General features: G+C 56.7%; 10 protein-coding genes. 7 read left to right on the forward strand and 3 right to left on the reverse strand.

The window, feature by feature from the left end; translation table 11 throughout:
• The first annotated feature begins 106 nt into the window (after positions 1–106).
• Positions 107–1,324, forward strand: a complete 1,218-nt coding sequence (mhpT, locus tag HFK74_RS20665) for a 3-(3-hydroxy-phenyl)propionate transporter MhpT (protein WP_180205110.1) — start codon at positions 107–109, stop codon at positions 1,322–1,324.
• A 437-nt stretch (positions 1,325–1,761) separates the two neighbouring features.
• On the opposite strand, the gene HFK74_RS20670 is transcribed toward mhpT, so the two are convergent.
• Positions 1,762–2,427: a M24 family metallopeptidase gene (locus HFK74_RS20670; protein WP_180205111.1), complete on the reverse strand. Its 666-nt coding sequence runs from the start codon at positions 2,425–2,427 to the stop codon at positions 1,762–1,764.
• A gap of 212 nt (positions 2,428–2,639) precedes the next feature.
• On the opposite strand from HFK74_RS20670, the gene HFK74_RS20675 reads away from it, so the two are divergent.
• Positions 2,640–3,275: a TetR/AcrR family transcriptional regulator gene (locus HFK74_RS20675; RefSeq protein WP_257230383.1), complete on the forward strand. Its 636-nt coding sequence runs from the start codon at positions 2,640–2,642 to the stop codon at positions 3,273–3,275.
• A gap of 6 nt (positions 3,276–3,281) precedes the next feature.
• Here HFK74_RS20675 and HFK74_RS20680 read toward each other — a convergent pair whose 3' ends face one another.
• A complete protein-coding gene (locus tag HFK74_RS20680; protein ID WP_180205113.1) occupies positions 3,282–3,899 on the reverse strand; it encodes a LysE family translocator in 618 nt (205 codons plus the stop codon).
• A 66-nt stretch (positions 3,900–3,965) separates the two neighbouring features.
• Between HFK74_RS20680 and HFK74_RS20685 the strand changes: the two genes are divergently transcribed.
• The 5 genes from HFK74_RS20685 (at position 3,966) to HFK74_RS20705 (ending at position 11,326) form a co-directional block, all read left to right on the forward strand.
• Entirely contained in the window at positions 3,966–4,883 is a 918-nt protein-coding gene (locus HFK74_RS20685; RefSeq protein WP_180205114.1) for a LysR family transcriptional regulator, read from the forward strand.
• Positions 4,884–5,065: 182 nt separating this feature from the next.
• Positions 5,066–5,872 (forward strand): lytic transglycosylase domain-containing protein, encoded by an 807-nt coding sequence (locus tag HFK74_RS20690; protein ID WP_180205115.1) that lies wholly within the window; start codon positions 5,066–5,068, stop codon positions 5,870–5,872.
• Between the two features lie 237 nt (positions 5,873–6,109).
• Positions 6,110–7,192, forward strand: coding sequence for a calcium/proton exchanger (gene cax / locus HFK74_RS20695; protein WP_180205116.1), 1,083 nt, complete (start codon positions 6,110–6,112; stop codon positions 7,190–7,192).
• Between the two features lie 86 nt (positions 7,193–7,278).
• Positions 7,279–8,979, forward strand: a complete 1,701-nt coding sequence (locus tag HFK74_RS20700) for a TrkA C-terminal domain-containing protein (protein ID WP_180205117.1) — start codon at positions 7,279–7,281, stop codon at positions 8,977–8,979.
• Positions 8,980–9,904: 925 nt separating this feature from the next.
• Positions 9,905–11,326, forward strand: coding sequence for a serine protease (locus tag HFK74_RS20705; protein WP_180205118.1), 1,422 nt, complete (start codon positions 9,905–9,907; stop codon positions 11,324–11,326).
• Between the two features lie 541 nt (positions 11,327–11,867).
• Here HFK74_RS20705 and HFK74_RS20710 read toward each other — a convergent pair.
• Positions 11,868–12,566: a two pore domain potassium channel family protein gene (locus tag HFK74_RS20710; RefSeq protein WP_180205119.1), complete on the reverse strand. Its 699-nt coding sequence runs from the start codon at positions 12,564–12,566 to the stop codon at positions 11,868–11,870.
• Between the last annotated feature and the right edge of the window lie 84 nt (positions 12,567–12,650).

Here is a 12,650-nt window from a genome sequence, read left to right on the forward strand (position 1 = left end):
TTTTTTAGTTATCTTTGTTATCTTATTCACCAGCAGCCATCTTCAGCGTACCCCGTGCGATGGGATGGCTCGACTCCACAACAAAAACAACAATGAGGTTCCACCCATGGACAGCCCATCGCGTCGTTCGACGCTGACAATCGCTTTGTGCTTTATCGTTGCGCTGATCGAGGGTTTCGATCTGCAGGCCACCGGCACCGCTGCCGCCGGGCTGCGCCAGAGTTTTGCCCTGGACCCGAAGATGATGGGCTGGGTGTTCAGCGCCGGGATCATCGGCTTACTGCCCGGAGCGTTTTTTGGCGGCTGGATCGCCGATCGCATCGGCCGTAAGAAAATCCTCGTCGGTGCCGTGCTTCTGTTCGGCCTGTTTTCCCTGTGCACGGCCTACGTCGAGAGCTACTCGAGCTTGCTGCTGGTGCGCTTCATGACCGGCCTGGGCCTGGGCGCCGCCCTGCCCAACCTGATCGCCTTATGCGCCGAATCCGTGAGCGAACGCAAACGCGGCACCGCCATCAGTGTCATGTACTGCGGCGTCCCCCTGGGCGGTGCGCTCGCGGCGGTGGTGGCAATGTTTTCCAGTGAACACTGGCAAACCACCTTCATCATCGGCGGCCTGGTGCCCTTGCTGGTCGTACCACTGATGGCCCTGCTGCTGCCTGAATCCAGCGCCTTCCGCCAGCAACATTCAGCCACTGGCAACCAGCGGCCATCTAGCGCCCAGGCGCTGTTCGGCGAAGGCCGCACACGCAACACCCTAGCCTTGTGGCTGAGCTATTTCTTCACCTTGACCGTGATGTACATGCTGCTCAACTGGCTGCCTTCGTTACTGTTGGAACAGGGCTTCAGCAAACCCCAGGCGGGTCTGGTGCAGATGCTGTTCAACATCGGCGGCGCCCTGGGCTCGCTGCTCGGCGGTCTGCTCCTGGACCGTTGCAACGGTTTCAAGGTCGTGCTGTTCGTGTATGCCGGGTTGCTGACGGCGCTGGCTGGGGCCGGTTTGGCGGTGGGCATCCTGCCGATGGCGATCGCCGGGTTTGCCGCCGGGTTATTCGTCATGGCTGCGCAACTAGTGCTTTACGCCTTGGCGCCACCGTCCTACCCGACTGCAGTGCGAGCCACCGGTGTGGGTGCCGCCGTGGCAATCGGCCGACTGGGCTCGGTGGCTGGTCCCTTGGCCGCCGGGCAAATCCTTGCCGCCGGAGCGGGCACCACTGGCGTGCTGCTGGCAACCTCACCCGGGCTGGTGATCGCCGCCTTGTCGATCCTGACCGTAATCGCCCGCTCCGGAACAACTGCCGAAGTGCAACTTAAGACCGCCAACTAAGCGGTTGATCTCCACACTAATGAAATGGTTACCCCCGCGGCCCCTAGCGATAGCTCACTAAGCTTTCGCTAGGGGCCCACCGGAGACCATTGTCATGAGCAAAGTAGCTATCGCCGCCATCGACCTGGGTAAAAAATCCTTTCATCTGCACGCCCAAGATGAGCGAGGGCATGAGCTTTACGCGGGGCCATGTGCATCAACAAGGCATCGAGCATGTCGCCGCCGACATTATCGAAGCAGGCATCAACGCCTTCCGGGCAACAGAATTGGCAGGTTGCAGCCCTTGGTAAGACAGCAATCGGCCCAGAAGAGGAGACGGGATTATTTTTTTGGATTGTCCCTGCAGCCCCGAAAAATAGATCCGTCCCCTTTGTTGTTCTTTGCTGTTGTCGCCTCTTTGTCGCCCCAATCGAGTTCGCCTTCGAACCACCATTGGTTCAGATCAGCAAGTCTTCGTAAAACGCGCCAAAGGCACGCTCGGGATGGGCCAGCTGGATTTCCAGAATCCACAAGCCGGTGTTCGGGTATTGATCCAGATCCCCAAGGTCGCCGCCACGGTAAATCGCGTGGGGGAAATCGCTGACCCTGTGGCCCTTGATGTCGAGATTAAGCCTCCACCCCATGGCCTGTGCCTGTGTGGCCGCAAAGTCGTAAAGCGCCACCCCGCAAACCCGCTCACTGCGCCAGAAACGCTCGACCCGACTGAACAGCTCTTTGGCCGCCGCCGCACAGGCGATCATTTGCGGATCTGAACCCGTGGTGAATGTCGCGCCGGCATCGCCTTCATGCCCTTGCCACACCACGCCCAAGTCGATGAAGAAAATGTCTTCAGCCCCAAGCTGCGGATCGCCATCGGAGCGCTGCTTGAAAGTCTTGAGTGTGTTGGCGCCGAAGCGGATCAGCAGTGGGTGCCAGATCCGATCCATACCCAGTTCCAGCAGAATCTCCTGGCCTCGCAACCGGGCCTCGGATTCGCGCATACCGGGCTTGATGACACGGGCGATCCGGTCGATGGCCTCCCAGGTCATCCGTTGTGCGTGACGCATCGTTTCCAGCTCGTAACGCTCACCTACCGCTTCTTTGCTGCCCAACACCGTACTCATCATTCACTCCCTTGGTAAGAAAGCACAGGCCAATCGCTATATAGTTTTGTATATTGCGACACTCGATATCAAAGATAAAGCCATGACCCAGGCTTCAACCCAACCTTATGACGATCTTTAGCCCCGTTACCTGTGATCAATGCAGCGCGCTGGATCACTCTCCCAAGCCCACGGCGACTCGCATCCGCCAGCGCAATCAGCAGCTGATCCTGATGGCGGCCAGTGAAGCGTTTTCAGCGACCGGCTTCGACGCAACCCAGACGCGTGACATCGCGGCGCGCGCCGGGGTGCCCAAGGCAAACCTCTATTACTATTTTCAAAGCAAAGAGAATCTATACGCTCAAGTCCTGCTGAGCTTTGTAGAGCCACTGCTAAAAGCTTCAGCCGCGTTAAGGGAGAGCGACGACCCGGTGGTGGGTTTGCAGGCCTACATACACGCCCGGATTCGCATCATTCAAGAAAACCCCCTGAGCTCAAAAGTCTTCAGCCACGAACTGTTGTTCGGTGGAAAACATTTACCCGAGGAGTGTAAGCACTTGCTGCAAGCCGAGGCCCGGCGCAACGTCGATTGCCTGCGCAGCTGGATTGATCGTGGCCTGCTCGCGCCAGCCGATCCCGAACACTTGATGCTCTTCATCTGGTCGGCAACCCGTACCTACACCAATCTGGGTTGGCAGATGTCACTGATTACGGGCACAGCAAAACCGGACGACGCCGACTACAGGAGCGCGGCGGCGACCATTACCCGGATGGTGATCAGTGGGGTGAGTATGGGTTCCTCTTCCCGTTACACGTCCACGTCTTCAGCGCCGGCCAGCTCGACCGCTCCACCCCTGCGCAAAAGCTGATTCAACTCAGACTGAACGCTGAGCGACTGTCAGCAGTATCGCGAAGCTCACGAGCAGGCCGCCAAAAATCCGGTCGATCCATTGCCGTGCTGCCACCAATTTCTCGCGCACCCTCCCGGCTGAGAAACACAGCGCGACGAGGCTGAACCACACCACGTGCGCCCCAGCGATGAACAGCCCGTATGCCATTTGCACGGTCAAGGCGGTGTCCGGTCGTATGACACCCATGAACAGACTGACGATGAAGATCGATGTTTTCGGATTCAACGCGTTCGTGAGAAATCCCGTACGCAGAGCGGCCAGATCTGACAGGACGGGAGGCGGTGCGTCCAGCTGTTCAATAGCCGCCCTGGAACGAAGCATTTTAATGCCCAGGTAGACGAGATACGCAGCGCCAGCCAGTTTCAGCGCATTGAACAACCAAGGCGTTTGTTGGAGCACTAACCCTAGCCCGAGCAGCGTATAGCACACGTGGACAAGCACCCCCATGCCAATTCCCACAGCGGTGAGGACGCCCGCCCGTCGAGACAGCAGCAATCCGTTGCGAGAAACCATGGCGAAATCCGGCCCGGGACTGACGCATGCGAGTATTGTAATGGTGATTACTGCTATCCATTCGCTCATGGGGCACTCTTCGATTTGTTGGTGGTATAAAGCGATTTTTGCAGATGCCGCTCTCTGGTAATAACGATGATTTCTGATGAAAATGGTGACTACAGCTCACTAATCCCTGAAGCGCGCATGCCTTCTCTGCTCGCGTTGCGTTGCTTCGAATCAGCCGGTCGGTTCGAAAACTTCGCCCGTGCAGCGGACGAACTGCATCTGACACCAGGTGCCATAAGCCGAGCCGTGCGCTTGCTTGAAGAGGACCTGGGTGTTGACCTGTTCGAGCGGCGTAGCCGCAGGGTTTTTTTGACGGACGCCGGAAGACGCCTGGCGAAAGCGGTGAGTGAAGGGCTTGGATTGATGCACCAGGCCGTTCGCGAGATACGCACCGATGCCCGTCGTGCTCGTCAGCTTGTCCTGTCCTGCGAGCCAACGCTGTTGATGCGATGGTTGATCCCTCGCTGGAGCGAATTCCAGGCACATCATCGAGGGATGGACATTCATTTAGTGGCCGGCGGCGGCCTCTTTTCATTCGACCATGGAATAGACCTGGCCATTCGGCGGGACGATTTTCCTCGCCCCCACGGCTATCATGCCGAGACCCTGTTCCCGGAGAAGGTCGGCCCTGTGTGCCGACCAGAAAAGGCAGATCAATGGTTCGACAAACGCAGGAAATGCCTGCGCTCTTCGGCCCCGCTGCTTCAGACCAATAGCCGACCTGCGGCCTGGCAGGAGTGGGCCAGTGCAAAAGGGCTGCCCACTCCTGCCGTGGAGATGCAATCTTTTGAGCACTTTTACTTCAGCATCCAGGCGGCTGTCGCTGGCCTCGGCGTGGCCATTGGTCCATGGCACCTGGTGCGCGACGAGATCCAGAGCGGTGTGTTGGCCGCGCCGTTAGGATTTGTTGAAGACGGCTCGCGCTATTGCCTGTTATCTCCCTCCCCCCCTACGCCAGGCAGCCTGGAAATGGATTTACTTAACTGGTTGCAGGCCGTGGGCTGAGGCTTGTCGATCTTCAGTGACATCCATTCCGGCAGCCCGTACGTCAACGCAAGTTCCAAGGCCGGTTACAAGGGGTATAACTAACAGAACAACAGGCGGGTCACCCGGAACAGGCCCACCAAAGGCAGCGCCCGGGCCAGGCGCCCCAGACCTGATCGGCGCCTGCGACGCGGAGCGATGTGATGAATTCCAGAGCATGGCGATGGGCTCGCAAAAGCCTCCCTGGCTGCGTCGCGCTGGCCTTGCTGGCCGCTCCACTGTGCGCCAGCGCCATGTTCAAGTGCCAAGCCAGGGACGGAGCCATCAGCTACACCAGCCAGGCTATCGCCAGCGCCCGCTGCACTCGCCTCAATGGCGCGGCGGGCACCGATGCCGACGCCAAGGCAAAGGCCCTGCCACGGGTTGTGCGGGACGACACCCCGGGTGCGATGCGGATTCGGGTCTACACCTTCATCCACAAGGGTGTTCGCCAATATGTGAGCCGGCGCCCCGTCGGGATCTCCGCACGTGTCGATGTCCTTGAGCTCTATTACATCAAGGGCTGCTACCTGTGCATGGCGCCGAAGGATTTCAAGGTCAGCTCACTGCGCCTGGACACCCAATCCTATCGGCGGGAGATCGAAGCCGCTTCCGGTCATTATGGTGTCGACCGGGCGCTGATCCGCGCAGTGATACACGCCGAATCGGCGTTTCGCCCCAACGCCATTTCCGACGCCGGCGCCCAGGGGCTAATGCAGTTGATGCCCGCCACCGCCGAGCGCTTCGCCGTGGACGATCCGTTCGACGCCCGTCAGAACATTCGTGGCGGCGTGCGCTACCTGGCCTGGCTGCTCAAGCGCTTCAACGGCAACCAGATGCTGGCGTTGGCAGGTTACAACGCCGGCGAAGCGTCCGTAGACGAGTACAACGGGGTGCCGCCCTACGCCGAGACGCAATCCTACGTCACCCTCGTGCAGTCCTTGACCGAACGCTATCGCAAACAGCGCTAGTGCCGTAGGGCGCATAACCCGAAACAGGTAGTACGCCGTGCGGGAAATGGCTCGACCGCGCGCACCGGTTGGATCAACAGGCCTCTATGCTCAAGTTCACTGGCCATGACTTGCCGGCTAAACAGGATGGTTCTGACATCATTCCAGAAATTTTTTCGACGAGATAAGGAATACGGGCCACTCTTACGGGACCTCCGTCTCCATGGATCGCGTCGCATCGGCGCGAGGACGACTTGAATGCTCAACTGGATGCTTGTCTTCGTTCCCATAGCCATTGCCTTGGAATATGTCGCAGCGGACCTCCACCTACTGGTTTTCCTGATGGCGGCGTTGGCCATCGTCCCGCTTGCAGGTTGGTTGGGACGGGCTACGGAGCATCTGGCGGAACGCTCCGGAGAGGGCGTAGGGGGTTTGCTCAATGCCACCTTCGGTAATGCCACCGAACTGATCATTGCCCTGAGTGCCTTGCGCGCGGGCCTGTACGATGTGGTGAAGGCCTCCATTGTCGGCTCTATCGTCGGCAACATCCTGCTGGTGCTGGGCCTCGCCATGTTGGCTGGCGGGCTGCGTCACAGCGAACAGCGGTACAACATTTCGGGGGCCCGCTCCCAGGCTACCCTGCTGACCCTGGCCACCATCGCCCTCATTCTGCCGGCGGCCTACAACGCCGTCATCACACCCCGTAACCCCCAAGGCCTGCAGTCGCTGAGCCTGTACATCTCGCTGATTTTGCTCCTGGTATACGGTCTGTTCCTGGTGTATTCGCTGATCACCCACAAAAGCCTGTTTTCCGGTTCTTCCAGCATCGAGCAGGGCTCGGATCAGACACCGCCCTGGTCAACCGGCAAGGCGTTGTTGGTGCTTGGCGTCTCAACGGTGCTGGTCGCGTGGATCAGCGAGATCCTGGTGGGTGCCATCGAGCCCAGTGCGCGTCAGCTGGGTCTGAGCAACCTCTTTGTCGGTGTGTTTGTCGTGGCAATCCTTGGCAATGCAGCCGAGCATGTCTCGGCGGTCTCGGCCGCCATGAAGAACCGCATGGACCTTGCACTGTCGATCGCCATCGGTTCCAGCGTCCAGGTGGCCCTGCTGGTCGCTCCACTTCTGGTACTGGCCAGTCTTTTCATTGGGCCTGCGCCCATGGGGCTGGCGTTTTCCGGTGGTTTGGTACTGAGCGTCCTGTTAGCGGTGCTGATTACCGGCCAGGTAGCTGGCGATGGTCGTTCGGATTGGCTCAAAGGCGTGCAGCTGCTCGCGGTCTACCTGATCCTTGGCCTGGCCTTCTTCTTCACGCCAGATGCGTCCACCCCATACAGTCCGTGAGCAGAGCACTTTTTCGCCTCAAGCAGCCTTGGAAAACCTGGCGCTGACACGGCGGCGTTAACGTCGCGAAAAGGGGGAATCAACCGGTGCAGGCACTCTTCACGTTTCTCCATGCCAACCCCTACATTTTGCTGTTCCTGGTGGTCAGCCTGGCGGTGCTGATCGGCCGTTTCACCCTCAAGGGATATGGCTTGGGTACCGTTGGCGGCGCCATCGTGGTGGGCTGTGGCGTTGCCATTGCCGCATCCCTCCATGGGATCACGCTCAAGCTCGACACCTTCACCATGAACCTCTTCTACTACTTGTTCATGTACGGGGTGGGATTGCGGGTCGGTCCTTCCTTCCTCAATAGCCTGAAGGATGATGGGCTGAAGTTCACCCTCCTGGCGGTCATCTGCAGTTTGCTCAGCCTGGCCGTAGTGGTATTGGGGACTCGTCTTTTGAACCTGCCGACGGGCGTGGCCGGCGGGACCCTCGCCGGGGCCACGACCATGTCTTCTGCCATCGGTTCGGCCGAACAGGCGGTTGCCTCGGGAGCCGTCAAACTCGCAGCGGGCGAAACTGTCGAGGGGGTCTCGGCGATGATTACCCTGTCCTATGGCATTACCTACCTATGGGGCACCATCGGTATCGTACTGATCTGCAAATACATGCCGCGCTGGTGGGGTGTCGATGCCAAGGCCGCAGCCCGCCGCTATGAAGAACAGCATGGCATGCATGATGTCGATGACGACGGCCTCACCGCAAACAAGGCCTTCGGATTGCGTGCTTATCGCCTGGAAAATCCTGCGACCATCGGCCTCAGCATCCGCGAATTCATCGCTCGATTCCCGGAGTATCGTATCGTCGATGTCCATCGCAGCGATGAGTCGATAGGGGCCGATCCTGAAACCCGGCTGCAGGCGGGAGATGTGATTTCCCTTGGCAGTACGCGTACCGGCCTGACGTCCAACATCGGTCTGATCGGCCCGGAAGTCGATGACGCCAAGGCACTCGCCGTGCCACTGGACCACGCGGAAATCCTGGTGACCGAAAAAACCGTCATCGGCAAGCAGCTCAAGGAGTTCCGCGGTTTGGACCTGGCCGGGCAGCTTCAGTTGACGCGCCTCCAGCGCGGCGGTGTACCGCTACCGGTGGGGCCAGAGACCCGGTTGCAACGCCGCGACGTGCTTTTCGTCACCGGCCTGTCCGCCGCCGTGCAGCGTGCCGGCGAGCTGTTTGGCGTCATCGCCCGGCCAAGCAGCATGACCGATCTATTAACGCTGTTTGTCGGCATGACCCTGGGACTGCTGATCGGTCTGATCCAGTTTCCCGCCTTTGGCGCCTCTGTCGGCCTGGGTAGCGCTGGCGGCCTGATGGTGTCGGGCATCATCGTCTCTTCACTGTCTTCGCGCCTGCGCTTTTTCGGCAATACGCCGAATGCAGCGCGAAACATCCTTGAGGACGTGGGCCTGCTGGTGTTCGTTGCGATTGTCGGGATCAATGCCGGTGCCACCCTTCTGGCCCAATTGACGGGCTCGCTCGCCGTGCAGATATTCCTGCTGGGCTTCGTCGCCTGCATGCTGCCGCCTTTCGCCGTCTGGGTGGTTGGTTATCACTTGATGAAGATCAATCCAGCGGTGTTGATGGGCGGCATGGCCGGCGCCCGCAGTCATTCCGGCCCGTGCCAGGAAGCCGCGACAGAGATCGGCAGCAACGTGCCGTGGGTCGGTTTTCCCGTAGCCTTTGCCGTCTCGGGAGTCCTGCTGACGGTCTTCGGCTACTTCGCCATGACCCTCGCAGATTGATGCTGACCGGACAGCCAAGGTTTACGGATTAATGAGGACCGTTCGCTTCTGGCCGTTTTCTGCCTGTCGCAATGGGCAGGAAACGGCCAATTGCTGCCAGTCGCGGAAGGCTGCTTCCGACCCATAACTGCCGTTCGCAGAAGCTTGTGGGCAAGTAAATGTTGCCTGAGCAATAGGGGAAATAAGAGACGCTTCATAGAGAGTTACAGTGGGTTTAACCGCCACGAAATAACTGACTCAAACAACGTTATGTCTCTCTCAGATCAATGGTCGCGGATTGTCATGAAATGCTAAGGCATTGTCGCCTAATGAAAGGTCATCAATCCCCCCATCTATAAAATTTTGTCACGGTATGCGCGGCACGTCGATACGCTGGCGCAATGCCCAGTCGTACGAACTTCAGTCTCAAAAGAGAACAACGTGATGTGCGTAGAATGATGAACAAAAGAGTAAAAGTTGCGTTTGTATTCAGCCTGTTACTTTCTTCGGGAAGTGTTTTCGCTGGTTGTATAGGCTATACGGGGCCTGGAGGCCCTTGCTCCACGGGTCCCGGCGGAGGTCTCTCAACAGGTCCTGGCGGAGGACTCTATACAGGGCCTGGAGGCGGCCTCTCAACAGGACCTGGTGGAGGCCTTTCATTTGGTCCCGGTGGAGGTCTTTCGTCTGGTCCAGGCAATAATTGGCATCGTGTGCCCATGGGCTCTGATTACTAAAATTTCGTAGTCCTCTTATGATGACTGCTTATTTTTACTGATTGCTGTCGATAAAAAACGGTTCACAACCTAATCTCTAAGCAAAATGCTTGATGCTTGAGTTTAATTAACTTTCCAGCTGAAAAAGTTCAATTGAGAGCGGCGATATGTTACGCACAGCTGTTTCAATAGTCACCACTATGGCCTGTCTGATCCTGTCTGGTTGCGTTTCAATGGAAGATCGCGCAGCTCAAGCCTCAGCTCTCTATTCCTCTGGAATTGTTGAGTCCAATGCAGGGGATTTTGATAAGGCGCAACAGTTGTTTACGCAAGCGCGCTCTCAGTTGACCGTCGACGACAATCCTCCGAATGACTATTTTACGGATCGCTATTATTTAGGTGTGTCACAAGTTGATTCATCTAGAGCTTATGCATATTTCATTCAGTCATCAGAATTTTATAGTCAGGGAAAAGACTGGCATACGCCCATTTCTCAGAGTGATAAGTTATATCGGCAAGCCATTGAGGATTTACGAGAAGGCACGCAGCGCGAAGTAGAGATTCTCGAGTCAAAGGCAAAATGGAAGCAGACGGGGAGAGTTGTTGGCGCCACTGTACTCGGCATTATGGCTGCAATGGCTGATGCCAGCCAGACTCAAAGTAACATGTACAATGCGCAGGCGTCTGGTGCCGGCAGTTACGAAGTTTCAAATACAGCGACTGAAAATTACTTGGAATTTCTCAATTCAGCCCGTGAACAGGGTTTTTTTGATATGCCGGATATCGAACCAGTTCCGTTGGCATTAGGCGGATCTCCAGACAAGCACAGTGTGCGTTTTCCTGTAATGCCCAATCAAGGGTACTTCAAGTCTATTGGTAAACTGATAAATGAAACGGAAAGTGCGCAGTGCACTGCATTTATAGTTTCTAAAAGAATAGCTATCACGAATGCGCACTGTGTAAGTGAGGGTGGTACTCTTTATTGGAGCGAAGAGGAAGTGTCTAAGCTACCTAAACGACATGATGTACTGCTCTGGGCTACAGCCGATGGCGCTTTTAAAAAGCGCAATCTTAGTGCACTCCCAGGAAATGACTGGGCCGTAATAATATTAGACAAGTCAGCCTCCGACCTACCGTCCCTTACCATTTTGCCGGGCCATCTGAGCGAATACCCTGATAAAAGTTTCAGCCATGCTTTGCTTGCCGGATATAACGGCGACCTTAATAGCGGGTACTATCTGACTGCCCATTTTGGTTGTCAGATCAGTGGTGTTGTTAGTGGTTTTTCCTATACGCCCCTCCTGGGGAAAACGGCGACTGAAGGGGACGAAATTAAGCGATTTTTCGCACAGGACCTAGAACAGCTAAAAAAAGCAGTCGGCAAAGGCAAGAGTCCAGATCACGTTCCTTATTCTATTTCTCTTAATGGCGGACTCCTCCACAACTGTGATACCTATTTTGGGTCATCGGGCGCGCCAATTCTCATTTACTCTAGAGAGCACAAAGCCTATTTTGTGGCCGGAATAAACCAAGGGCAGTATAAAGATTTACCACAGAATGGCCCATTACGTAACCAACGAATTGGTGTTTCCGCATCCGCTTTTTACCCGACATTTGAAGTGGCAAAACATATCGTTGATGAAAATCAAATATAGTATGACTGCTTGATCACCCTAGGACGTTGTAGGCGCTTAAGGTCTACCGAAATAATCAACATTCCGGCAGTTACGCTTTGTCGCTCGCTGTCGGTCAAAACTAAGAGGTTTCGTTTTTCCCTCGAATTCAACTGCTTCACAGCATAAATGCAATGGGATGTTCAAGATCCAGATACTGTATTTTAAACAAAATGCTTTTTCCGTACGGAATAGGTCAGCGTGTATAGCTGTGATCGCAGCGTGACGAGTTTCAAAAAAAACCAGCGCTTGAGCCGGTTTTTTGTACCCATTTACAAGCCCTGTCATCGAGTGGGGGTTTTTCGTTATCGGCCCCATAGTCGCTCAGTTTGGTCCATCAATGCAGGCGATTGGAATAACGCTGGGGAGTACGGCAAGGTCCGCTTATGGCCGATATCAACCCTTCACGAAGGGCTGCATTGAGTAGTTTCTGCTTGTCACAGTCGACCGAAATCGGCCACTAGCAGTCGATCGCAGAACACCCAATCACTAATGCCCGAAGATGACCCAGGCAAATCGAGAGTCACTGGGCCTGATTCGACGGATAAAGACCGGCGAGCCGCGCTATCACAACGCCAACGTAGAAGACCCCTGAAAACTCTTCGACCATCACCAGTGAGCGGGCGTGATTGGTCAACGGGAGAACATCACCGAAACCTGTGGTCGTGAGCGTCGTGAGGCTAAAATAGATCAGCTTGAAGAAAGTGCCGGGCTGCCCGAAGTCGAAGTGGGCAGGGCCGAATGAGCCAGCGCTGGAGATCTCGACCAGGGCATAGACGAAGGACCAGACGAAGGCCAGCATGATGTACCCCGCAAGCGCGCCATGCAGTTTGTCGGCGGTAATTGGCCCGCGCTTGAGAATATAGCGAAGTACTCCGGTGAACGAGACGGCAAGAGACGCCGCATAAACGATCCCGGCAAAGAACAGAATCGCGGTACTTGCAGCCCACAACGCCGACCATTGTAGGCCAACCCCCAGCAACGCCAGACCCAGTTTGAGGATGAACCCCCGCCGCGTCTGCCGGGTGGAAAAAGCGCCCACGAGCAGCACGATTGAAAACAGAATGCCGAGCAGCGTGCGAGCAACGATACCTTCCTCAAGAAAGGGAAATAGCAGGATCAATCCCAGCAAAAGCAGCAATAGATGGGTGCAGGGCCCTCGCCCTATGACTATCTGACCTAAATCCTCGTCGGATTCGGCTTTATCTTGCGGATTTGTCATAGATGTTTCCCATAGACCGGAACAACGCTCGAGACCTGTCGCTGCACGGTTGAAAATCTGACCTGGCCGCTGAGGGCCCTGCTT

It is taken from the genome of Pseudomonas sp. SbOxS1, assembly GCF_013416725.1.
Classification (GTDB): Bacteria; Pseudomonadota; Gammaproteobacteria; order Pseudomonadales; family Pseudomonadaceae; genus Aquipseudomonas.